At 39.2% G+C, this 24726-nt stretch carries 27 protein-coding genes; 1 reads left to right on the forward strand and 26 read right to left on the reverse strand.

From position 1 onward, the window contains the following. The first annotated feature begins 7 nt into the window (after positions 1–7). Positions 8–967 (forward strand): protein translocase subunit SecF, encoded by a 960-nt coding sequence (secF, locus tag PCI70_RS02080; protein ID WP_269913697.1) that lies wholly within the window; start codon positions 8–10, stop codon positions 965–967. 33 nt (positions 968–1000) lie between these two features. Here secF and PCI70_RS02085 read toward each other — a convergent pair whose 3' ends face one another. The 26 genes from PCI70_RS02085 to ispG all read right to left on the reverse strand — a co-directional run bounded on the left by PCI70_RS02085 (position 1001) and on the right by ispG (position 24722). Further along, positions 1001–1585 (reverse strand): 4'-phosphopantetheinyl transferase family protein, encoded by a 585-nt coding sequence (locus PCI70_RS02085; RefSeq protein ID WP_269913698.1) that lies wholly within the window; start codon positions 1583–1585, stop codon positions 1001–1003. 45 nt (positions 1586–1630) lie between these two features. Beyond that, positions 1631–2608 carry an alpha/beta hydrolase gene (locus PCI70_RS02090; RefSeq protein WP_269913699.1) on the reverse strand — a complete coding sequence of 326 codons (978 nt, stop codon included), beginning with the start codon at positions 2606–2608 and terminating at the stop codon, positions 1631–1633. A 95-nt stretch (positions 2609–2703) separates the two neighbouring features. Next, on the reverse strand, positions 2704–3132 hold the full coding sequence (locus PCI70_RS02095; protein WP_269913700.1) for an excinuclease: 429 nt from the start codon (positions 3130–3132) through the stop codon (positions 2704–2706). Further along, positions 3125–4363, reverse strand: a complete 1239-nt coding sequence (locus PCI70_RS02100) for a beta-ketoacyl-ACP synthase (protein WP_269913701.1) — start codon at positions 4361–4363, stop codon at positions 3125–3127. The genes PCI70_RS02095 and PCI70_RS02100 overlap by 8 nt, the downstream gene beginning before the upstream one ends. Continuing rightward, positions 4363–5088, reverse strand: coding sequence for a 3-ketoacyl-ACP reductase FabG2 (locus tag PCI70_RS02105; RefSeq protein WP_269913702.1), 726 nt, complete (start codon positions 5086–5088; stop codon positions 4363–4365). The genes PCI70_RS02100 and PCI70_RS02105 overlap by 1 nt, the downstream gene beginning before the upstream one ends. A gap of 8 nt (positions 5089–5096) precedes the next feature. Next, positions 5097–5504, reverse strand: coding sequence for an ApeP family dehydratase (locus tag PCI70_RS02110; RefSeq protein WP_269913703.1), 408 nt, complete (start codon positions 5502–5504; stop codon positions 5097–5099). After that, positions 5501–6664, reverse strand: a complete 1164-nt coding sequence (locus tag PCI70_RS02115; RefSeq protein ID WP_269913993.1) for a beta-ketoacyl-ACP synthase — start codon at positions 6662–6664, stop codon at positions 5501–5503. The genes PCI70_RS02110 and PCI70_RS02115 overlap by 4 nt, the downstream gene beginning before the upstream one ends. Further along, positions 6652–7158 (reverse strand): DUF3261 domain-containing protein, encoded by a 507-nt coding sequence (locus PCI70_RS02120; RefSeq protein WP_269913704.1) that lies wholly within the window; start codon positions 7156–7158, stop codon positions 6652–6654. Before PCI70_RS02120 ends, PCI70_RS02115 begins: the two co-directional genes overlap by 13 nt. Beyond that, the gene (locus PCI70_RS02125; protein WP_269913705.1) at positions 7145–8413 is read right to left on the reverse strand and encodes an NAD(P)/FAD-dependent oxidoreductase; all 1269 of its coding nucleotides are present in this window, start codon (positions 8411–8413) and stop codon (positions 7145–7147) included. Before PCI70_RS02125 ends, PCI70_RS02120 begins: the two co-directional genes overlap by 14 nt. Beyond that, a complete protein-coding gene (locus PCI70_RS02130; protein ID WP_269913706.1) occupies positions 8406–10709 on the reverse strand; it encodes an MMPL family transporter in 2304 nt (767 codons plus the stop codon). The genes PCI70_RS02125 and PCI70_RS02130 overlap by 8 nt, the downstream gene beginning before the upstream one ends. Further along, a complete protein-coding gene (locus PCI70_RS02135) occupies positions 10684–11286 on the reverse strand; it encodes a LolA family protein (RefSeq protein WP_269913707.1) in 603 nt (200 codons plus the stop codon). The genes PCI70_RS02130 and PCI70_RS02135 overlap by 26 nt, the downstream gene beginning before the upstream one ends. Further along, complete coding sequence (locus PCI70_RS02140; protein WP_269913708.1) at positions 11283–11708, reverse strand: acyl-CoA thioesterase; 426 nt, start codon at positions 11706–11708, stop codon at positions 11283–11285. The genes PCI70_RS02135 and PCI70_RS02140 overlap by 4 nt, the downstream gene beginning before the upstream one ends. Beyond that, positions 11692–13227, reverse strand: coding sequence for an HAL/PAL/TAL family ammonia-lyase (locus PCI70_RS02145; RefSeq protein WP_269913709.1), 1536 nt, complete (start codon positions 13225–13227; stop codon positions 11692–11694). Before PCI70_RS02145 ends, PCI70_RS02140 begins: the two co-directional genes overlap by 17 nt. A gap of 2 nt (positions 13228–13229) precedes the next feature. Next, entirely contained in the window at positions 13230–14147 is a 918-nt protein-coding gene (locus PCI70_RS02150; protein ID WP_269913710.1) for an LpxL/LpxP family acyltransferase, read from the reverse strand. Further along, entirely contained in the window at positions 14147–14875 is a 729-nt protein-coding gene (locus PCI70_RS02155) for a glycosyltransferase family 2 protein (RefSeq protein ID WP_269913711.1), read from the reverse strand. Before PCI70_RS02155 ends, PCI70_RS02150 begins: the two co-directional genes overlap by 1 nt. Continuing rightward, a complete protein-coding gene (locus PCI70_RS02160) occupies positions 14872–16464 on the reverse strand; it encodes an AMP-binding protein (RefSeq protein WP_269913712.1) in 1593 nt (530 codons plus the stop codon). Before PCI70_RS02160 ends, PCI70_RS02155 begins: the two co-directional genes overlap by 4 nt. Beyond that, on the reverse strand, positions 16451–17002 hold the full coding sequence (locus PCI70_RS02165) for a Clp protease (RefSeq protein WP_269913713.1): 552 nt from the start codon (positions 17000–17002) through the stop codon (positions 16451–16453). The genes PCI70_RS02160 and PCI70_RS02165 overlap by 14 nt, the downstream gene beginning before the upstream one ends. Next, on the reverse strand, positions 16990–17247 hold the full coding sequence (locus PCI70_RS02170; protein ID WP_442865147.1) for an acyl carrier protein: 258 nt from the start codon (positions 17245–17247) through the stop codon (positions 16990–16992). The genes PCI70_RS02165 and PCI70_RS02170 overlap by 13 nt, the downstream gene beginning before the upstream one ends. Positions 17248–17257: 10 nt before the next feature. Next, complete coding sequence (locus tag PCI70_RS02175; RefSeq protein WP_269913715.1) at positions 17258–17518, reverse strand: phosphopantetheine-binding protein; 261 nt, start codon at positions 17516–17518, stop codon at positions 17258–17260. After that, positions 17518–18303, reverse strand: coding sequence for a lysophospholipid acyltransferase family protein (locus PCI70_RS02180; RefSeq protein ID WP_269913716.1), 786 nt, complete (start codon positions 18301–18303; stop codon positions 17518–17520). Before PCI70_RS02180 ends, PCI70_RS02175 begins: the two co-directional genes overlap by 1 nt. Further along, on the reverse strand, positions 18300–18923 hold the full coding sequence (locus PCI70_RS02185) for a beta-ketoacyl synthase chain length factor (protein ID WP_269913717.1): 624 nt from the start codon (positions 18921–18923) through the stop codon (positions 18300–18302). Before PCI70_RS02185 ends, PCI70_RS02180 begins: the two co-directional genes overlap by 4 nt. 117 nt (positions 18924–19040) lie before the next feature. Further along, complete coding sequence (der, locus tag PCI70_RS02190; protein ID WP_269913718.1) at positions 19041–20450, reverse strand: ribosome biogenesis GTPase Der; 1410 nt, start codon at positions 20448–20450, stop codon at positions 19041–19043. A gap of 3 nt (positions 20451–20453) precedes the next feature. Beyond that, positions 20454–21599 (reverse strand): outer membrane protein assembly factor BamB, encoded by a 1146-nt coding sequence (bamB, locus tag PCI70_RS02195; protein WP_269913719.1) that lies wholly within the window; start codon positions 21597–21599, stop codon positions 20454–20456. After that, positions 21599–22303, reverse strand: coding sequence for a YfgM family protein (locus PCI70_RS02200; protein ID WP_269913720.1), 705 nt, complete (start codon positions 22301–22303; stop codon positions 21599–21601). Before PCI70_RS02200 ends, bamB begins: the two co-directional genes overlap by 1 nt. A gap of 14 nt (positions 22304–22317) precedes the next feature. Next, complete coding sequence (gene hisS / locus PCI70_RS02205; protein ID WP_269913721.1) at positions 22318–23607, reverse strand: histidine--tRNA ligase; 1290 nt, start codon at positions 23605–23607, stop codon at positions 22318–22320. Then, positions 23604–24722 (reverse strand): flavodoxin-dependent (E)-4-hydroxy-3-methylbut-2-enyl-diphosphate synthase, encoded by a 1119-nt coding sequence (ispG, locus tag PCI70_RS02210; RefSeq protein ID WP_269913722.1) that lies wholly within the window; start codon positions 24720–24722, stop codon positions 23604–23606. Before ispG ends, hisS begins: the two co-directional genes overlap by 4 nt. Positions 24723–24726 lie beyond the last annotated feature (4 nt).

A 24726-nucleotide genomic window follows, 5' to 3' on the forward strand; every position in this document is an offset into this window, starting at 1 on the left:
GATTGCTATGACCAAAACGACTCAACAAGAAAATTACACTCGCCCAGACAACGAACGTATTATTGGATTCATGAAAATTGCCAAACCTGCGGCAATCATTTCTATCTTAATTACGTTGGCTAGTCTGTTCTTTATCTGCTTCAAAGGTCTAAATTTAGGTTTAGATTTTACAGGTGGTATTGCAGCTGAAGTGACCTATCAAAAAGCAGCAGAGCAAGATCAAGTGATCTCAGCATTAGAACAATCAGGTTTTAAACATGCTGTGGTACAAACGCTAGGCAGTAATAGCGACTTGCTTATTCGTATGCCTGTACAGGACATCAAAGTTGAAGATTTAAATAATACGTTAACCAAAGCAGTACAACTGCCAAATAACGTGGCAACACTACATAAAGTTGATTCTGTTGGCGGTCAAGTAGGTAACGAACTATATGTACGTTCGGCGGGGGCAATTGCTCTTGCATTGGTACTGATGCTGATTTATGTCACCATTCGCTTTGAGTTTAAACTTGCAATGGGTGCTGTGCTGTCATTATTCCACGATGTGATTGCCATTTTAGGTATTTTTGCCTTAATGCAGTGGCCATTTGACCTCACTGTTTTAGCTGCTGTCCTTGCGGTAATGGGCTTTTCACTTAATGATAACATCGTAGTGTCTGACCGTATTCGTGAGAACTTCCGTAAAATCCGTGGGGCATCTCCAAGAGAAGTTGTAGATATTGCACTAACAGAAACATTGCGCCGTACATTCCATACGTCTATGACTTTGGTACTTGTGGTGGTTGCAATGATGTTCTTAGGTGGTGATGGTTTACATTGGTTCTCTGTTGCAACATTTGTGGGTATTTTTGTCGGTACGTACTCTTCTATTTATATTGGTACAGCATTTGCACTTTGGCGTGGTCTTAACCGTCAAGACTTTATTGTGCAAGTAAAACCAGAGTTTGAAGAAGAAGATATTCCTTAATTCAATTAAACAGCATCTTCGGATGCTGTTTTTTTATGCCCAACTTACAGCTATTTTTTGTTCTGCCGCTACTGTAAGCATAGAGTGCGCTAGCGTAATATTCTGATAAAAAAACTGCCCTAATTTTGGATGCGTTACTGTACCGTACATTTGAGTTGGATGCGCTTGCGTGTTTAACGTTCTTAAATCTAGGCGAATACCTAAACTATGCGCTTTAAGCACTGCTTCTTTAATTGTCCATACCTTAAACCAAAACGTACGATCTTCATTTAAAGCCTGCCATGTTTCAATTTCTTCTGCATGAAAATAATGCTCGGCAAGCGCTTGCATACGTACATTTCGTGAAAAATCTTCAATATCAACACCAAGCTGTTTAACATCATGACTATACGCTAATGCATAGTATTGCTGACTATGTGAGTGATTAAATGCAATTTGTGGGCTTATTGGTTTATCAAATTCATTTTTTGTGATGATGAGCGGTTGGCAACATTGCTCTTGAAGTTGTGTATCTCGATAATTCCGTAGCTGTTCACGCTGTTGCATATTTAGACGCAAATTACCCTGATCAGGTAAATGAAGTAAATTGGTAATTTTTTTATATTGTAGGTAAATCATAAAAGTACGCACGATAAAAGGTTATCATACGTACTTATTTTTATTTTATAAACAGCAATGTTCGTCTGTCGGACGATATACAGGCTGATTTGGCGTTTGCGCAAGCGTTTGATTAAACCATTGTACTACACAATCTATAATTTTAGGTTGGAACCAATGAGCACTACCATGCTCTGCTCCTTCAACCAAAATATAATGTGCAGGACTATCTTGTGCTTTAAGTGCATTATACAGCTGTGCGCTTTGTTGAGGTGAAACCAAGCTATCTGCACTACCATGCATAATTAGAAACGGCGGTAACTTACCTTTAATATGCTCAATCGGGCTTGCTTTAAGTGCTTTATCATCGCATTCGTAAATAGAAGCACCTGCAAACTCTTTAAATGCAACCCCATTCACCAACAGCGCTTCTGTTGATGCAGGTGATTCATGTACTTTTTGGAGTTTCTCAGAAAAACCATCACTGATATTTAATAAGCTTGAAATACCATACAAAGATACAACAGATTGTACATCTGTAGTTTGATTTAAAAAGTCGCCTTGTTCATATTCTTTTTCTTTTGCAGTGGTGGCTACCATTTGAGCAAGCCATCCACCTGCAGAATCCCCAATTACACCAATACGTTTTGGATCAATTCCTAAATGTACGGCATGCTTTTTTAAATAACGGATTGCTGCTTTTGCATCAATCACAGGTGCAGGAAATGTATGCGGTACTACTCGATATTCAACTGATGCCACAACAAAACCAGCATGAGCTAATGCCATACGCATTTCGATAAATTTTTCGTAATCTGCCGAAGTAAATCCACCTCCTGGAAAATAAACAACTGTTGGTTTTAACTCAGACGTACGTGGAATTAACAAAGACATATGCAATGGAATAACTGAACGCATTTTAAAAATTTGAGAATAAATAATGCCTGTTATCTCATCAATTTGATCGCGCATATGATCAATTTTCATGATATTTGCGCCATGTGTATAGCCTGCGAGACTGTGTTCGTGATGCGTGCTCAGCATAAATATACCCTTTTTGTTGTAGTACTTCCGTTTCTTATTATTAAGTTTAACTCTATATTTAAAGAAATATAGAGTTTTTTGCAATCTTTTTTTTACTAAAATTTGACAATGTTGCCTTTTAACGCCAATCCTGTGACTGCCATTCCTTTATGACATTCATAACTTGTCGTACTTCTCATTTCTTTTGATTTGTAGTAACTCACTATATTGGTCACTGCATTTCCGCCACGTTGTTGGGCAGTATTTTGTAGCTGAATCAAAGCAGAACGAAGTACCCAATCACAAGACTCTTCAGCGGATTTGGCAAACCCATTTGTTTTTTTATTGGTCACAACATTCGCTTGAATCAGCTTGCCACCTGTTTTATTACCTGCTAAATAAAACTTTACACTGCCATCTAAAGTTCCATCTGCCACAGCACGTTGTACAGCACTATTAAAATCAAATTGATGCGCATGATCTGCTGCATATACACCTGTTGTACCAATTAAAAGCATCCCTGCTGTAAATAGTTTTTTAAACATGGTTCTCTCCTTCGTAGTTTTTTAAAATAATAGAGGTATTAATGCCACCAAAGGCAAAATTATTGGTCATCACAATGTGTGCTTGTACATCACGTAATTGATCAACAATGTAATCTAACTTGCCACATAGCGGATCAACGTGCGTTAAATTAAGCGTGGGGATTAATTTCTGGCGTTTCATCATTTCAACACTGAGCCATGCTTCCACAGCACCACAAGCGCCTAACGTATGCCCAAAATAGCTTTTTAGGGAACTAATCGGTTTAAAGCCTAAAACTTCTTGGGTAGCTTGTGTTTCTGCTACGTCACCATGATCGGTTGCTGTACCATGTGCATTGACATAATCAATTTGATCTGCCGAAATCTGTGCATCTTTTAAAGCCAATTTCATGCAATGTGCCATACTATTTTGGTCTGGACGTGTCACGTGCGTGCCATCGCTATTACTACCATACCCTATAATTTCAGCATAAATTTTTGCACCACGGGCTTTAGCGTGTTCTAATTCTTCTAAAATTAAACAGCCTGCACCTTCACCTACCACAAGCCCATCACGATTTGCATCAAACGGACGTGGCGACTGCTCAGGTGTGTCGTTACTTCCACTCGTTGCCATTAATACATCAAATACACCTGCACTTGGTGCACTCAACTCTTCTGCACCGCCTGCAAGCATCACCGTTTGCTTGCCATATTTAATCGCCTCATAGGCTTGACCAATAGACATAGAACCCGACGTACACGCACTTGACGTTGGTAATGACAATCCTTTAATACCAAAATGAACCGTCATATTGACAAGACTCGTATGTGCCATCATGCGAATATAAGTGGTTGCATTCATCTTATCCATTGTCTGCTCAAGCACCATTCTGCCCATTTCGCAAACAGCGTCTACACTCCCTGCCGATGAGCCGTAAGCTACGCCTGTTTCACCACTTTTAATAATCGGGTCATCTAATAATTGTGCATCTTCTAATGCTTTTTCTGCACTAATAACTGACATCAGTGCCACACGTCCCATACCGCGCATGACTTTACGCGTAAAATGAGATGGAATGGTAAATTGGTCGATGGCACCGCCTAGACGTGTACGTAAATCGGGATATACGTCCCATTCGGGCATGTAACGTATCCCATTTTTTTTGGCTTCAAAGTTAGAAAAAATCTCATCCGCGGTTTCACCCAATGAGGTAATGCCTGCCATACCTGTAATTACGACTCGTTTCATTACACCATACCGCCATTGACAGAAATCACCTGACGGGTAATGTAAGAAGCTTCGTCAGAACACAGAAATTTAACCAAACTTGCCACTTCTTCTACTTGCCCCATGCGTTGCATTGGTATCATTTTCATGGCGTGTTCTTTTACTTCTTCTGTTACCATTTCGGTTTCAATTAAACCTGGAGCAACGCAGTTCACCGTAATTTTACGTTTTGCAAGTTCTAAAGACAGAGCTTTTGTTGCACCAATTAAGCCTGCTTTTGCAGCACTATAATTGACTTGTCCACGATTACCCATCATGCCCGAAACAGACGACAATGTGACAATACGTCCACCTTTACGTAGGTGAATCATTGGCATAATTAATGGTTTAATAATGTTGTAAAACCCATTGAGTGATGTAGATACTACTTCATCCCAATCATTATCTTCTAACATTGGAAACGCCGCATCGCGTGTTAAACCTGCGTTTAAAACTACGCCATAAAATGCCCCGTATTGTTCTATTTCTTGCTCAAGAAGCGCTTTACATTTTTCACGGTCATTTACGTCAAACATCAATGTATGGCTTTCACGCCCCAAAGTACGGATTTCTTGCACCACTTGCTCTGCTTCTGCCAAACGTGAGCGCGCATGGACAGTAATATCAAATCCTGCTTGAGCAAGTTGTAATGCAATTGCACGCCCAATACCACGGCTAGAGCCCGTGACTAAAATACGTTTTGTCATATTAATTCCTATTGTTCTGGTTCATACACGCTTAGCAGTGCAGATATATAATGTTGCTGATATTCAATTTCACATAAAAACTGCCCCAAGCCTTCATGTATGTATTGGCGTTCAGCACGAATTTTAAGTGTTGTTCCTAAGTCAAAATAAGGCACGGGCAAATTGAGTTTTCGTGTTCCAAGCAAAAAACCCACTCTTGGTGCTCGGTCAGACTTTTGACCTTGTAGCCCTGCATAAGTACTAATAGTTTGTGCCATAATTTCAATACTTACCCAAGTCGGTAAACCTCGTTCGGCTACAAACATTAACTCAGAAGTAATATTTAATGTGGTTTCAATCCACTCATCACCCACTGCCACAATATCATCTACAAATACCATTGGTGTAGCATGCGGGATATAATCTACTGCTTTCATGATGTTCCAAAAATTAAACTAACGTTGCTACCACCAAAAGCAAAAGAATTGCTCATTGCATAATGGATAGGCTGTTTCAGCACAGCATCTTTCACATAAGATTGATCTAAAAGTTCACAATCAATTTCACCTGTTTGATGCAAAGGCAACCATGTTTGTTCAAGTAAAATTTGGTGACAAATATAGGCTTCTAAAGCCCCTGCTGCCCCTAAGCAATGTCCTGTTTTATGCTTTGTACTACTAATATTGACACCGTTTGAACCAAAAACTTGACGTACGGCCTTAATTTCCATCGCATCATTTTGAGGTGTTGCCGTACCATGCAAGTTAAGATAGTCAATGCTAGATGCCTGAAGTTGAGCACTGTCTAACGCACGTTGCATAGCGGATTGTGCACCTGCTCCTTCAGGATGTGGTGCAGAAATATGCCAAGCATCCATAGATTCACCACAACCCATCAACATTACAGGTGCTTGTTCTTTGGTCAGTAAAAATAGGCTTGCAGATTCTCCAATATTAATCCCATCTCGATGAGTGCCACACGGCGTACACTGCGTTTTGGATAAACTTTCTAAACTATTAAAACCATTCAGCGTTAATTGGCAAAGCGTATCTACACCCCCCACCAATACGGCATCGGCTAAACCTGCATTAATTAAACGTTGCCCTGCGGCAAAGGCTTTTCCACTAGAAGAACAGGCGGTTGAAATCGTATAAGCAATACCTTGCCACCCCAAATAAGTTTGTAAGCCACGCGCTAAACAGCCCATTTCTTGTTTTTTATAAGATACTTTTACGTTTGGATTATCAAAACGTTGTTTCAAAGCAGGTTCGTTATCGGCAATCCCCGAAGTTGACGTCCCCATCACAATTGCAAGTCTTGTTTTTGAGACATGTGCGGTATGTTCTGCAAGATTCATCTGTTCAAGAGCAGTCAGTGCTAAACGAAAATTTCGTGAGTCAATATATGCTACTGCAGGAGCAAGCTGACCACTAAATACTTCACCTTGATATGCACCTACCAATACAGATTGATCAATGAGCAAATCATCTCTAGACGTCAGCATCATTTGATCGGTAGTAAGTGCCTGTTTTATATTTTTCCCTAAGCTTGATAAGCTTGCACTACATGCAATTCCAACAGGCTTCACGGGTCTAATCCTTCAGGTATGGCACTAAACACAATGCTATAAGGCACTTGTATATTATTTAATGTGACCTGTTCAGTTTGAGTCTGTATATTGAGCACATGCACACCTTGAATATCAATTTCACGAGTTGCATTGTTTTGTTTGATTTGCGTATTCACGGGCATAAAGTTTGGATACGTTGCAAACAAAATATCACGTACTAAAAAATTAAAAGGCAATAACTTCATTGCATCGATGCGTTGTTCAACCTTTACGGTATTGCCATCAAAATTGAGTTTAAATAGCTGTTGCCCTGTTAAGCTCAGAGCAACCATAGATAACTGTTTGCCTTGCTGTTGTTGATACAGCAAAAAGCTAAAACTTTTATTTTTCCACTGTACCTCAAGTTGATCTTGGCGTTGATACTGCTGTACTTGCCAAGCAGAATTTTGCAAACCCTTTGCCACCGGAAGCTGACACCCTGCCAACATGATACTGATAGCTAGATATTTAAGAAGTCTCATGCTCACCTTCACGACAATACTCTGCAATAGTGCTTAAACGGCGTTTGGCATTTTTATGAATTGGATTTGTTGCATCCCATGCATAACCTGCCAAAAGCGAAGAGATCATGTTACGAATTTGTGGATTTTTATGCTGGTAAGTTGAAAAAACAATATCCTGAAACTCACCCGTATACCAACCTTCTACATAAGCACGAAATACATCAATGCCTGCACGTAATGGCTTTTCATATTCTTCTAACCAATTGACTTGCTCGCCTTGTAATACACGCTCCACCAACGGCACTGCCAAACTTGCAGATTTAAGTGCAATCGTCACGCCCGAAGAAAATACAGGATCTAAAAATTCACCAGCATTACCAAGTAACGCATAATTATTTTGGGCAAGATGTTTTACATCGGCTGCATATCCCACCAATGTACGGACAGACGTATCAAACTTGGCATTTTTTAAAACATCAGACAAGGCAGGGTCATCTGCTAAAATCTTTTTCAATAATTCTTCAGGTGTGCACTCATCAAAGCCATAAGCATCAAAAAAATCTTGCTCTGCTACAACCCCAAAAGATGAGCGTCCATCTGCAAAAGGAATGGTCCAATACCAAGCACGGTGGTCTTTTTCATGTACCGTAATTAAGATTTTTTCTCGATCAAAATTTTCAGTAATCCCATCTTCAATATGCGTAAACACAGCACGGCGTACAGGAAAATTTGATGGGCTTTCTAAATCAAGTAGTTTTGGTAATACACGCCCAAAGCCACTTGCATCAAGCAAAAATTTAGCTTGAATTTGGTAAGTATTATTTTGCTCATCTTTAACCGTGAGTAAGGGTTGTGCTTGCTCTACATCAACCTCAAGCACCTCATGCCCAAACCGTAAATCTGTACCTTGTGCTTGTGTACCTTGTGCAAGTAAATGATCAAAATTGGCACGTCTAACCTGCCATGTTGTACCCGGACCATCGGTAAATTTTTCACGAAAGTCATAAAAACTACGCTCATCACCCCGTAAAAAACTTGCACCATTTTTATATTGAAAAGCAAACTCATCCACATGATCGCGTACAGTTTGCAATAAGCCTGCTTCTTCCAAAAAAACCATCGCTTGAGGAAGTAATGACTCCCCAATACTAAAGCGTGGAAAATGCTGACGCTCCAACACCACCACGTTGTAGCCTTTTTGGCGTAACAATGCCGATGCAGAACTCCCTGATGGTCCTGCACCAATAATCACAACATCTGTTTGTTCAATCACAAGATGATCCTTTTTTTAAATGCGTTAATACTTGGTGGTGTTGGTCAGAGACCGTAAATAAAGTGGCATAGATAAAAGCAAAGACAACGCCTAACAATACCGTAAGTCCAAAACAATGAATGGCATAGGTATGACTAAAAGACAACAGCCCAAAACCTAGCAATGTCGATAACATACATAAAAATAATGCCATTCCCACTACTTTGGCATGGTCATGTCCATGACGGTAAAAAATAGCGTAATCTACCCCAATCCCAATAATTAAAAATGTACCCATCAAGCTAAATAAATTAATTTCTACACCGATGAATGCTTGAATAGCAAATGTGGTTAACAGTGCCATACTCACAGGCAAAATAAGCGGAATAACCGAACGCACACCGTAAATAAGACCCAATCCAACACCTAAACCAATCAGTGCATAAATAAGCAACCATGTCGCTTGTTGGCGATGTGCTTTAAACATATCGGACATGGTCTGAATAGGTTGTTGAAACTGAATATTTGGCGTTTGTAATGCCTTGAGTACTTGTGCATCGCCTTGTACTAACACCAAACGTACGCTTGCTTTTGGTTGTAAAAATGCAAGTGGATGTGCTTGAATATCCTGAACCGTGAGTAATGGCATTGTTTTAATGTGTTGTTGCCAATCTAAGACATTTTGCACAGGTAACTCTAGCGTATGGGCGTATTCAACTAATGCATCTTTAGGAATACTCAGCAGTAAATCTTTGTTTTGTTGCTGTTGCTCAGTTGATGGTAGCCATTGCCCTAAGGCTTGAATATTTTGAACTTTGCCTTGTACTTTTAATGCTTCAAGCTGACTAATCAGTTGTTGTTCGGTATTTTCGCCTTGTACAATAAAATAATTGGTGGTTTGAGGCTGTGCAAAGCGTTCTCGTACATAAGCATCTTCAGCTTTAAGTGTGGCATCCATACTTTGCAAGTTACGCACATCATCATTAATTTTTAAATGTGTCATGCCCCATGCACCACTCATTAAAATTACGACGATTGCACCATAGTACACAGGTTTATTCTGCTGAAAACGATCCCGTATATTGCCAATAAATGCCAAACGTTTTAATGCAGGTTCAGCATTCAGTGCAGGCAATCTTGGTAATAATAAAATACTCGTTACCCATGCTGCGGCAAGCCCGACCATCGAAAATACCGCAATTTGCCTAAACCCCGGAAACGGCGAAAAACTTAATGCTAAGTACGCCACAATGGTGGTCATTAAGCCCATAAACAAACTAGGCAAAAGTGGTTTTAAAATCGTAAAGCCATCATGTTTACGGTGCTGTGATTGCAACGCCATAAAGTAAAAAGAAAAGTCGACACACACACCAATTAAACTTGCACCAAACACAAGCGTAATCATATGAATTTCGTTAAAAATAAGATGTGTTACAGCAAACGCAACAATAGAACCACTACTGACTGCTATAAACTCGGTGAGCATTGGGCGTAATGAACGAAAGCCAAACCAAACTAAAAAAATAAGCCCTAAACTTGACCCTAAACCAATGGTCGAGATTTCTTCTTGTGCCGATTTTGTTCCAAAACTTGCAAAAATAAGCGTTCCTGTCCAGTGACTTTTCACACCTGATAATGCCGTTTTTTGCTGTTCAACCCATGCCATCACACTTTCTTGATATTCAATATTGTAAGGACTATTTTTTAAGTCCAATACTATTAAGCGAGAGTGTTCTTTTTCATCATGAATGGTGGCAAAGCCTTGCTCTAACTGCACATTTTGCTGTGTTTGGAGCTGGCTTAACCCCATGGCATAACGTGGAAACAACAACAACGGGTCTTGCTTAAGTAGGTCTGCTGTTATCGGCATTCCGGGACTCATCATTTGCAAAACACTTTGTTCGCCTAAAGCAGCATAATCTTGCTGTTTAAGTAATGTTTTATCTTGTGTACTTAAAAGTCCTGCACGGTGCTCAAATAAAACTTTACCAAACTTTTCCACATCAAATTGATGCTGTAATGGTTTTAATAGCTGGGTATGCTGAACAGCCTGCGTTAACTTATTGGTTGCATCATTAAGTGCTTTTTCGTTATTTGCATCTAACACCACAAAAACTTTTTGATTAAGCTGATCGCTCATGTAGTTTTGTGTTTCTTGCAAACCTGCCTGCTGTTGTTTTTCTGGCAATAACGCAAAGATGTTCGCTTGAATATGGATCGATTTATTTAGCCATGCCAAACCTAAACACAGACTCGTTACAACCAATAAAACAATCCAAACGGCTGTAAGTTTATTTTGCCAATTTGAAAAGTTCATTTTCTTGTACATTCATAGGTTGCGAGTTTTGCTGACTAAAGCGAATGGTGGTGGTATTACCATCTTTTTCTTGTAATACAATTTGATTGACGTACTGTCCACCTTGGGCATCTACTTGTGTAAATAACTTTTTAAACAATGTATTTTTGGGAGTTAATTGAACTTGCCAACCTTTAGATGTATTTTCTACATGCGTTATATTAAAATTTTGTGTAAGCGTAGCTTGGTCACCTGCCATCAACTGTAAAAATAATGTGGCAACAGACCCATACGGCGATTGTTGAACATTAATTTCGCTCAATGTACGTTGGGTTTTTTGCACTAATTTTTTTGGCGTTACCACTAAATCTGCTTGTACAGGTTTTTTGATTTGCCACAATACGCCCTGTTGTCTATTAAACAAAATCTCGCCTTGTGAGCTAAAGGTCTTATTTAACGAAACTAATTTCTTTTGCTGTTCAAAATGTGCACGCACAAGCGAGGTTTGTGCTAATTGCTGAAAAATTGCTTGTGTAGGTTCTGCATGCAAAATTGGCATACTCAGACCCAAACATAAGGCAAATAATATTTTTTTCATGCGTTATTCTCCACAAAACCATCCCACGCCTGTAAACGTTCAAATAAAACTTTAGGTGACTCTAAACATAATTCTCGTGTTTGCATATTTACTGCCACTTGGGTGGTATAACCTTTAGTTAAACGCTTTCCTGTCGATGCATCAAAAATCAAATAATCAATTTTTAAACGGTTTTCCCATTCTTTTAAAACAGCACGGATTCGAATTTTTTGCATAAACTCAATACCGTAAATATATCGCACATGACTTTCTATCACTGGCCAAGCATAACCTGATGCAAACATATCATTATAGTTATAGCTAAATTGATCTAATAATTTACAACGAGCAATTTCAAAATATTTAATATAATGTCCATGCCACACCACATTCATGGTATCCACATCATGAAAGGGAATTTCAATTTCAACATCCGCATGCATGGTTTTGCTCCCATTGTGTTAAAAGCGTTAAATCTTCTAAACGATCAACCAATTCTTGTAACTCAGCTTGTAATGGACGATCTTCTTCTACCAAATTGAAGGTTTGTTTTGTCCAATCAATAAAGTTTTGTAAAGCAGGTGTAACGTCAACTTGTTTTAAATGAATCGCTTGTACAGCAGCACAGCTTAAAGCAGCAATAACCTGTTCAGTGAGTACAATTGTTCTTGTGGCATCACGCGCAGCAATCGTTCCCATGCTCACTTTATCTTGATTATGGCACTCGGTAGAACGCGAAAAAATAGAAGCAGGCAACGTATGCTTGAGTGCTTCGGCTGTCCATGCCGAAACTGCAATTTGTACAGCTTTAAATCCATGATTAAGCGGTAAACGCTCGGCACTTGCCCCTGTTAAATTACGTGGCAAACCATGATTCATTTTATGATCAACTAATTGTGCAATTTGACGATCCATTAAATCTGCAATATTTGCCATCATCAATTTTAAGCTATCCATCGCTTGAGCAATGTGCCCACCATAAAAGTGTCCACCATGCAAAACGCGTTGTTCAATCGGGTCAATCAATGGATTATCGTTGCTTGAATTAAGTTCATTTTCAATAAACTGACGTAACCACACTTTAGAATCTTCAAATACCCCTATCACATGCGGTGCACAACGTAGTGAATAGCGATCTTGTAAACGTGAGCTTTGATGTTGAGTATCTGACTCAAAGGCTAAAAATTCACGTAATTGACGCGCAATATGTTGTTGCCCCACATGTGGTTTTTGTGCAAATAGAACTTCATCAAAATGGCTTGGATTTCCCTCTAATGCCAATACATTGAGTGCCGTAATCATCGTACTTGCTAAACCAATTTGTTCTGCTTTTTTATAATTTAAACATGCAATTGCTGTCATTACAGCAGTGCCGTTCATCAATGCTAAGCCTTCTTTTGGGCGTAGGACAATTGGGTCTAAACCATACTCTTGATACACTTGCGCAATTGGCACAATTTTACCGTTGGCATAAACATCACGCTCACCTGCCAAAGCACCTGCAATATAAGACAACGGCGTTAAATCACCACTTGCTCCCACTGAACCTTCAGATGGAATCACAGGAATAATATTTTCATTGAGCATCCACACCAAGCGTTCAAGTAGTGCTAAAGATACGCCCGAAAATCCACGTGCTAACGAGCATAATCTTGTCACCACCACGGCACGTGCGGTTGTAATATCTAAATTTTCACCTAACCCACAACCATGAAAACGCGATAACTGTAAAGGTAACTCGTTTACTTGATGCAACGGCACACTTACCAAACAGGAGTCACCATAACCTGTGGTCACCCCATAAATCACGCCTTCTTCTTGTAAAAGCTGATCTAAAAAATCGACACCCTTTTGAATTTTTTCTTGCCATACCGTACTTTCAGGCAAAGCAACTTTACATTGATTTTTAGCAATTGCCACCACATGTTCAATCGTGAGCAACTGCTCTCCAACTATTTGCATTGTTACTTATTCCAAAAATAATAAAAATTAAACCACTGATACGGTGCACGTATACAATGTTGTTCAAGCAACCGTACATACTGTGTGGTTACAGCTTGTAAGGCTTGTTGGCGTGTTTGACGCGGAAAATTCAATTGATCTGCAATTGGGTGAATATGTACCTCAACGGCTTGGCTTGTACGATAGCAAAAAGCCGTCACCACAGGGGCTTTAAGTAAGTTTGCCAACACCCAAGCCCCTTGTGGGAACAACGCATTTTCACCCAAAAAATTAACTTCAACTGTACGGTTAGAATGCACAGGTACACGGTCTGCTGCTATGAGTACCCATTCACCTAAAGCAAGTTTTTCTTCTAAAATAATGGCAGTTTCAAGCCCTAACTCATCTACAGGGATTAAATTAATATTGGCTTTATTGCTAATCTTTTTTAGAAATTTATTAAAATCTGAAGCGTGTTTTTGATAAACCAATACATTAATTTTTTGTTGATGTTCTGCTTTAATGGCACGCAACAATTCAATATTGCCAAAGTGTGATACGACTAAAACCAACCCTTTTTGATAGTGCTTATTTAAATGCTCATGTCCAACAATTTGAAGGTCTTGTGATGAAAATTTTCCCATCCATCCTTCTATTTTATCCAAAATTGCTTGGGAAAAACTCATAAGATGCGTATAGGTATTTACACTTGTGGGCAAATGTTTAAACGGCGATGCTTTGCCTGCAAATGTATGTAGCCGTTGCAAATAATCTAACGAGGCTTGACGTGCATAACGGGCAAATAACCAATACCATAACACAATAAAATACAACACCACATGAATGAGCCAACGCCCACCTAAACGGTACATCCATAAAATAAGCATGAGTGGCAACATGCCACCTCGCTCTTTTAACTCATTCCAACGTGGGGCAGACATTAGCGACCTTTTACTTTTTGCTTTAAAAGTTGAGGTAAACGCCATAGCATTCCTGCAAATAAAGTGGCATGCATCTTAGATAGCTCCACATTATCTTCCCACACTTTAAAGTGTGATATCCCATTTTCAGGATAAACCACAGATGTCGGAATATTAATAAACGGTACACCTTGCCATTTTAAATGAACTAAAATTTCACTATCAAACCCCATCCGTGGACGAAGCTTATATTGCGACATGAGCTTTACTGTGCTTTCAATAGGATAAACTCGAAACCCACACATACTATCTTTAATTTCTAACGATAACGTATTAATCCATACCCAAATATGAGTGGCATAGCGTCCGTACAAACGTTTTTTTGGCACAGAAGCATCAAATATAGGACTTCCAATCACCATCGCATTTGGGTTTTGTTCAGTGGCTTTTAAAAACTGAGGAATATCTTCCCAACAATGCTGTCCATCAGCATCAAGCTGTAGAGCATGCGAACAACCTAATGCTTTTGCTTTTTGTATACCCGTCATCACAGCTTGCCCTTTCCCCATATTCTGTGCATGTTCAACAAGCACCACGTCCTGAGCAAAGGTTTTTAAAATCGTTGTTGTTTCTTCATCACTGCCATCGTTAATTAAAATAATGGGTAATGCATATGTTTTTAAATGCTCAATCAAAGCATTTAAATAATGCGGATGGTTATAAACAGGAATAATAAATGCTATTTTCATGATTGGCACTCAAACAAAAAACGCCCTGATGCTAAGGTTTTTTCGCCTGCTGTTATTTTAAAAATCACTTTATGCGCCTTGCGTGATAAAGCAAGCTCTACAATTTGATGCGGTTGAATCACTTCTTGAAATTTAAGTTGCTCATAGCCTGCACACCACAATAAATCCGACCAAATTTGACGTGAAAATGCATCAACAAACGCGATTTGTCCCACACCAGGATAAATCGGTTGATTGGGAAAATGTCCTTTAAAACACTCTAGTTCCACAGGAAACTCAAGTTCAAAAATATGTTGTTCATCTTTAATGTTTTTAGATAAAACAACTGGATGCATCATCGGTTTAAACAAGGCCTTTAAGTCCTTTTTATTGAGTTTTGATTGTGTGTTAATCGGAAGCTTAGACAAAAAACGCCAACGGCGTGGAATAGCAATTTTTTCAAGCATTGAGCTTAGTTGGTTTTTTATATGATTTACTACAGTTGCTTTGTTTATATCGTGTTCCGCCAAAACTGCAACACATGCCAACATCTGCCGTTGTTCATGTTCAATAATCAACACATGACACTGCTCAATTTCGGAAAGTTGTAAAACGGTCTGTTCGATTGCATCTAAACTTAAACGCTTTTCTTCAAGTTTTACAATACGATCAATCCGACCTAATAATTTAAATGTACCGTTTATATTTAGGTCTATACAGTCGCCTGTCAGTACCCAATCTCGGCTTTGTGCATGGTTACTTTTTACTTTTAACTGTTGATGCTCAGCAACATCAACCTGTACATTGCTAAATGGTTTCCATAGTGCATCATCTGCTTGTCGATGGGCAATTCCCCCTGTTTCTGAGCTACCCAAAACTTCTGTAATAGGGGCATTAATATTAGGACGGATCCCCGTATCCAACTTCCCACCCGATGAAAACACTTGGGAACATTCAACCAAAGAAACATCAGATGCCCAGCGTTTTAGTAATGCAGGGCTAGACACCAAATAATGTGGCTTTCCTGCTTCAACTAATTTTTTTTGAAGCTGAACCACATATTCAGGATATAACAATTGCTCACGGTAAAAACTTCCGCCCGACATTAAAGGCAATAACAGCTTAAACAACAGTCCGTAAATATGTTGATGGCTGACTGTGGCAATGGCAACTGCATGTTTAGGCAAGTCAAAGCTATTTTTTAAACCATCAACTTCATTGAGTAGTTGCTGTAAAGTACGCTCAATATGCTTTGGCTCACCTGTAGAGCCCGATGTAAAAAATACAATTTTAGCGTGCTTTAATTGCTCTAACTCAACACTTAAATGGTTGGTACTAACCTGACGTTCTACAAACACAATATCTTGTGCTTTAAACTGTTGTTCAAGTTGTGCCACACGATGAGGAGGTAAAATCAAGGTTTTATTGCTAGCAAGTACAGCAAAAAATAAAACTAAAAAGTCATAGCTATCTGTTTGCCATAATGCCATCGTCTTAGCACTATGCTTGGCAAGTATGCCTGCTTGTTGCGCTACATCTTGCCAAAACTCAGCAAAGGTAATTTGCTGTAATTGTTCATCCCAACATAAAATTTGATTAGCATGTTTCATTGTGAATTCGTTGTTGTTTTTTACGCAAAATGAACTCACCTGCTAACAACACGCCCATAATTAAATAAGAAATAAAGCCGTTATACAGCACCCAAGCGTGCATCGACATAAAAACTGTGATCAATGCCACTGTTGCATTTAACGCAAAAAATACACACCACACTTTGGTCACTTGCTTTGTCCATATTACGCCATGTGGTGGTAAATCAGGCTCAAACATACGTGCAAAGCGTTCAATCATAGAAGGTGGACGATATAACGTATAAGCAAAAATACTCAGAGCACCTAAACTCATGGCAATAGGATAAAACTGTAACCATGTATGTTCACGCATGATGAGACTTAGCCCACCACATAAAATGGCAAGCCATGTCAGAGGTGCAAGGGCACTCTTTTTTTGCGTAAAAAGACGAATAATTCCAAGCCCTAAAAGCAGGCTACTCACTTGCCATAAATAGCCATGTGCCAAGCACCATCCCATCAAAAAAGGATAAGCAACCAATAGCACACCACTCAATAGCTGAATTAAGCGTCGCATTCTGCCGACATTTTTTGAATGACCAATACCACATCACGCACGGTACGTACATTTTTAAAATCTTCAGGTTTCACTTGTTTACCTGTTAAGTTTTTAATTTTTACGACCAAATCAACCGCATCAATACTATCTACGTCTAAATCTGTATAAAGATTTGAATCCATATTTACTTTGCTTGGCGGAATTTCAAATAAATCATCCATCCACTCACGCATCTGATTTAAAATATAGTCTTCAGTTAACATGCTCATATCTCTAGCGTGTTCCTTGCTGTTCTACCAGCGCTACAAGTGTTTCAATTGATTGGAAATATTTTTTCGTATCTGCAGATTCAGCATTTAAATGAATGTTGTAACGTTTTTTAAGTGCTAAACCAAGTTCTAAGGCATCAATAGAATCTAGCCCTAAACCTTCATTAAATAGTGGTGCAGTATCATCAATGTCATCAACACTAATGTCTTCTAGTGCTAATACATCAATAATCATTTGCTTTAATTCTGTCGCAAGATTACTCATTACTTCGATAACTCATGGTCAAAAAATTGATAAAGGTATTGATTTAATAAACGTACATTTTTAGGTGTGACGCTCAAATCAGGAATAATGTCTTTTACGTAGATAGGATCTAGAACTTGAATAGAAATATGAAAAGGTTGATCTGGAATGTGGTACCACTTTTCATTTTTGGTGAGTGTAGATGGCGTACAGGTAATTTTAACAGGACGGATTGGCACATTTGCACGTAAAGCAATATTTGCTGCGCCACGCTGAAAATCATTTAAGTGATGATTTTTTTCTGTACGCGTTCCTTCAGGAAAAATAACCAATGATGGTGCACCATTTTCGTGTAAACGCGCCACACAATCATACATAAACTGCTCAGAGCCTGCATTTAAAATATAGTTAGCATTTTGTACAGGACCGCGCGTAAAAGGATTTTTCCATAACGCCTGTTTAACCACACAATTGGCTTTATTCATTGAGCCAATCAAAAGTACCACATCAATCAATGTAGGATGGTTAGCAATAACTAACTCTTGCTCACTGCTTTTAAGTTTTTCTAAACCTTCAACTTCATAAGTCATAATCCCTAGCTTTACCATCATCTCGGCAAAGCCATGAAAACTCTGCTGAATCACACGCTGAGTAATTTCAGTACATTGTTTTTTGTCTTGTGTTTTAAGTTTTACTAATGGTGCAAGTAAAGTTCCAATAGCAATACCACCAAGACCAAAACTTACAAAGCTAAAACCTGTTGCACCAACGCGCCAAGCATAATTCAATTTCTTTTTTAATGTCATCTTTGCCACACTCCCTGTTGAGAATGTTTTAACTCAGGATTACTCCAAAAATTTTCAAAATCAATTGCATCACGCTCACGCTTGAGCATCGCCACTTGGTTTAAATTTAAAATTAAATTGGGTTGATCTAGTGAAACAATTCCTGCCAATGAAAATGCTTCAAAAGACATTAAATCTGTATAAACATTTGGAATAGGAAAATCGTAATACACTACGAGTGCTTTCTTAGCAGAATGGGTTTTTAAAAAGGCATATGCATCTACTATAGCTTCTGACCATGTTGCACTTAAACTTGTAGAAATGGTGTCATCTTTTTTTAAGATCGAATATAAGCCTGCAATCGCATTATGTACAGAAGTTGAAAACTGTGTTGGTGATGGAAGCTCACCTTGGAGAATATCTTTTAAAATATTAAGTGTTTTTTCTTCATCACCAAATTGTGATGCCCAAACAATATAGTCTACTTGATGATACTGCAAAACATTAAGCGCACTATTTAAGGCAAGCTTTGCAAGTGGTGAGAGGCGACGGCGTTGCATAGGCGGAATAGCCTTCAATGCTTCAAATTCCGATGAGGCAACACTTTTAAAAAGTTGCTCAATGTGCAACTGTAACTCCACGCTCACCCCATATTTTACAAAAAATGGGATTATAACCAAGTCTGTCTAGATACAAAAATAATACGAACAACTTTTTTGTAAAAGAAAGCCCAAGTCACTGGTACTTGGGCTTTTTTATTAACTTCTATATTTCTTTTCGGCTTTTTTGAATTTCTGTACATAACGACGACGACGTGCAGCCACGCGCTCATCTAACTGCGTTTTGCGTCCTTCAAATGGATTTTTAGACGTTTTAAACTCAATACGTACAGGTGTTCCTTCAAGTTTGTATACTTTACGGAATACATTTTCTAAGTAACGGCGATAATCTGCAGACGTTTTATCAACTTTATTACCATGAATCACAATCGTTGGTGGGTTTTGTCCACCCATATGCGCGTAACGCATTTTAATACGACGACCACTTACCATTGGTGGCTGATGTGCTTCTGTTGCATCACTTAAAATTTGCGTTAATTTTGCAGGTGACACTTTTAAGTTTGCAGATTCATATGCACGGTGAATAGATGGATATAAATCACCCACACCTGTACCATGTAAGGCAGAAATTAAGTGAATTTTTGCCCAAGGAATAAAGTCAAAACGACGATCTACATCTGATTTAACCTGCTTACGGTCATACTCAGACATGTTGTCCCATTTGTTAATGGCAATCACTAACGCACGACCTGCTTCTAACGCATAGCCAATTAAATGAAGATCTTGCTCAACAATCCCTTCACGCGCATCAATTACCACTACAATAACGTGAGCATCTTTAATGGCTTGTAGCGTTTTTACAATTGAGAATTTCTCAATCGTTTCATCTACTTTACCTTTACGACGCACACCTGCAGTATCAATTAACGTATATTGACGTTCATTACGTTCATACGGAATATAAACCGAATCACGCGTTGTTCCCGGCATGTCGTAAACAACAACACGGTCTTCACCAAGTAAACGGTTAACCAATGTTGATTTACCTACGTTTGGACGACCAATCACCGCTAAACGTAAACCCGTTTGCTTATCAAGTTCTTCAGCGTCCTCATCTTCAGGCACATCTACAAGAACATCTTCAAGCATTTGCGCCACACCACGACCATGGCTTGCTGCAACATGGATTGGCTCACCAAAGCCAAGTTTATAAAACTCAACGACAGCTGCTTCTGCATGTACACCATCTACCTTGTTAGCAACAAGATAAACTTTCTTACCTAAAGTACGTAGTTCACGCGCAATTTGCTCATCTGAAGCAAGTAAGCCTGCACGAGCATCCACCACAAACACAATAATGTCTGCTTCGTGAATAGCAGTTTGAGATTGCTCTGCCATATAGGCATCAATCCCTTGCTCACTTTCACCAATACCGCCAGTATCAACCACAATAAATGATTTGTTTTGATAAACAGCATCACCATATTTACGGTCACGAGTCAAACCAGCAAAGTCTGCAACCAGTGCATCACGACTTTTGGTAATTTGGTTAAATAACGTCGACTTGCCGACGTTTGGACGCCCAATGAGCGCAATAACGGGTTTCATAAATTAACGATTCTGCCAAACGCTTAACGCGCCTTTTTGAGTTGAAACATAGAGTTGTCCATCAATGACACGCAAAGAAGTAATATCTCCTTTGGTTTTTGATCGACCAATAAGATTACCTGTACTTGGATCAACAAGGTTTAACACCCCATCTAAATCTCCAACCACAAGGTCTGAACCCAACATAACGGGGTTGCTTAAGTTACGATGTAATAACTGTGTATTTTCCCACAGTTTCTCACCTGTGATCAAATCATAAGCGAGAATTTTTCCATCTGTTGTTGTTGCATATACAGCTTTTTGAGTCACTTCAGGGCGTTTACTACTGCTTACGTCTTGACTCCATACCACACGTTGTTGCTCTAAATCATTAACAGTCAACTGTCCTTGATAGCCTGCTGTTACCAAAAACTGTCCCATCATCACAGGATCGCCTACAACATCGTTCAAACGCGCGACATCAGTACGTCCTTCGGCAACAGAAACCTGACGTTGTAAACGTGCAACACCTGTAATTACATCAATACCGTACACATAGCCATTTGCCGTTGCCACAAGCACATTATTTGGATCTAATGCAATTGGCGCTGCTTGACCGCGTAAACTAAATTCTACACTTGGTAAATGATAGACCCAAAGCTGTTGCCCTGTTTGTGCATCATGTGCATACACGTTGCCATCATTACTGACCGTAATCACACGCCCTAACTGAATGTGTGATGGTGCAATGATGGGTGCAGATAATTGGCTCGTCCACTTAATCTGACCTGTTTGTTGGTCTAAACCAAATAGTTCACCTTTTTGGTTTCCCGCAACAACAATACCTTGCCCTGCAACCACACCTGCACTTAAGCCTTGCTTTTTAGTGGTTTGTGTTGCCCAAACACGTTTGTTATTTTGAAAAGCTTCAACCGTTCCTTTAGGGTCCACAGCAAACAACATATTATTATCAGTTGCCATTTGTAAACGTAACGGATCATTTTCAGCAGTTGCAGAAACACTTGTTGAAAAAACAGGAACCAATTGTTTGGCTTGCACCAATTTTGGTAATGGATTCGGCTTAATTTTTTCTACTTTGGGTTGATGACTTGAACATCCCATCAGCGCAGCCGTAAGTATTGCAAATGCAAAAGGTATTTTAATATTCATTAAGATGCATCCTCTTGTTTATCTAAAATTGGGTTATCAATTTCAGGATCATCAACTAAAATACCAACACTTTCGAGTTTAATTTGTAAAATTTGGCGTTCTTGCTTACGTTCAACTGCCAATTTCCATGCATCTTGATACGCTTGACGTGCTTTTTCTTTGTTATTTTGCTCAACAAAAATATCACCACGCGCTTCATTTGCGGTTGCTGCAAAAGACGGTACTTTAATCAAATCAAGTGTCTTTAATGCTTCGTCATATTTCTTTTGTGCTGTTTGTGCATATGCCAAATGTAGGTTTACTAAAGAAATTAAACCCTCATCTTTAACTGTTGAGCCTTGAACTTTCATCAGTTCTCGTTCAGCCGCCGCATAATCTGCTTTATCAAAGTCAATTTTAGCCATCACTAATTGTGCTTGAATGGCTTGTGCAGAATTGCTTTGTTTTTTAACTACCGTATCTGCAAGTGTTGCAACATTGGCAAACGCAGTTTTATCTGTCACTGCACTTGGAGCTTGATCCATCATTTGTTGCACACGAGCAGTTTCATTTTCTAATGCACGGTTATCTTTTTTATGCCAATAGTTCCAGCCTAAAAAAGCAATCACGGCAATAAGCACACCTGTTGCCACAGATGAGCCATATTTTTTTGTTACTGACTTTAATTTGCTGAGTTGCTCTTCTTCTGTTAATGCACTACTCATGGTTGTATCCTTTTTTACGCAAACTGTTCAAGCAAGAACGGGACAATACGTTCAATTTCTACATCAGACTGTTCTGCCGTTGCTAGTTTTTTCAGTGCAACTTGCTGTGCTTCCCACTCACGCTCGCCTGCAATTAATGCAAAAATTGCCCCTGCTTGATCTGCCTTTTTCATTTGGCTTTTCATGCTTCCTTGAGAACCTGTTTTAATACGAATCGTACTATTTGCATCTTCCAAAGCATTACGTAATTGTTCTGCAAGTACCAATGCACGCCCTTGTGAGTTTGGATCGGCTACAATAAATACATCACAATCACGCGTTGGGGTGTTGTCTTCTACTTGCTCTAAAAGTAATAGTAAACGCTCTATGCCCATTGCAAAACCAACCGCAGGCACAGACTGATCTGCTTTACCCTTAAGCTGACCCACTAGCCCATCATAACGCCCACCTGCACATACAGTACCTTGTGAACCAAGATGCGTAGTTGTCCATTCAAATACGGTTTTATTGTAATAATCTAAACCACGTACCAATTTTTGATTAATCACAAACGATACGCCTGCGTCCGTTAAATACTGTTTTAACTGCGCAAAGTGTTGCAAACTTTCTTCTTTTAAAAAGTCGTGTAACTGAGGTGCATTTTCTAAAATTTGCTGGGTACGCTCATTTTTAGAATCTAAAATACGTAACGGATTTGTGTCTAAACGGCGTTGCGAATCTTCATCTAAATCTGCTTTATGTACAGTTAAAAATTCAACCAATGCCGTACGGTACTCAGCACGCTCATCCATTTCGCCCAAAGTATTCAGTTCAAGTTGAACTTTATCGGCAACACCCATACGTTTCCATAAACGTGCTGTCATTAAAATTAGCTCAGCATCAATATCAGGTGTGGCAACGCCAAACGTTTCTACCCCAAATTGATGAAATTGACGATAACGCCCTTTTTGTGGTTTTTCGTAACGGAACATCGGTCCCAAATACCACACACGTGGTGCAGCACCACGTAGCAAGTTATTTTCAAGCATTAAGCGCACACAACCGGCTGTACCTTCTGGACGCAAGGTCAAAGATTCAGGCGGGTTACCTTTATCTAAAAATGTGTACATCTCTTTTTCAACGATATCCGTTGCATCACCAATAGCACGTTTAAATAAACCTGTATGCTCAACAATTGGCAAACGTACTTGCTGATAGCCATAAGCATCCATTAAAGATGACAAATGTTGTTCTAAACGTCTCCACGCAGGAGTTTGCGTTGGAAGAATGTCGTTAAAGCCTTTAATTGCGGTAATTGAAATCATGATGATGAACTACGAATAATTTCTTTTGATTTAGCTTCTTCAAGCTGCTTAACACGTTGACGAACCATCGTTTCGATTTCATCAACTAATTGATCGGTCTCAATTAAATGGCTCTTATCGCCATTACGGTAAACCAATGAACGTGGACTTGCACCCACCACACCGATATCGGCTTCTTTGGCTTCACCCGGACCGTTTACTTTACAACCAATAACAGACACATCCATTGGTGTACGAATATCTTCTAAACGCTCTTCTAAGTCTTGCATCACTTTAATCACGTTGAATTCTTGACGTGAACAGCTTGGACAGGCAATAAAATTGATGCCATTAGAACGAAGACTTAATGATTTTAAGATATCAAAACCAATTTTAATTTCTTCTTCAGGTTCAGCGGCAAGCGAAATACGCATGGTGTCGCCAATTCCTTCCATCAACAAACCACCCAGTGCAATTGCAGATTTTACAGTCCCTGTACGGTAAATACCTGCTTCCGTCACACCTAAATGTAGTGGGTTATCAATTTGCTGTGAAAGTAAACGATACGCGTCCATGGTTAAAAATACGTTAGATGCTTTTACACTAACTTTAAATTCTTGAAAGTCTAAACGGTCTAAAATATCAATATGGCGTAATGCAGACTCTAAAAGTGCCTGACCTGTTGGCTCACCATATTTTTTTTGTAGATCTTTTTCAAGCGAACCTGCATTTACACCAATACGCATCGAAATATCGTTGTGTTTAGCAGCGGCGACCACTTCACGGATTTTTTTCTCAGAGCCAATATTACCCGGATTAAGACGCAAACAATCTGCACCTGCATCGGCAACGGCTAAAGCAATTTTATGGTCAAAATGAATATCTGCAACAAGTGGAATATTAACCCGCTTACGGATTTCACCAAACGCTTGTGCCGCCTCCATAGACGGTACAGAAACACGCATAATATCTGCACCTGCTTGAGCACAACGTTCAATTTGTGCCACCGTTGCAGCAACATCACAGGTTTCTGTATTGGTCATACTTTGTACGCTAATGGGCGCATCGCCACCCACATACACAGAACCGACACGAATTTTACGTGTCGGACGACGCTTAATCGGATTTTCTATCATGTGT

This window comes from Acinetobacter sp. HY1485, assembly GCF_027568475.1.
Classification (GTDB): domain Bacteria; phylum Pseudomonadota; class Gammaproteobacteria; order Pseudomonadales; family Moraxellaceae; genus Acinetobacter.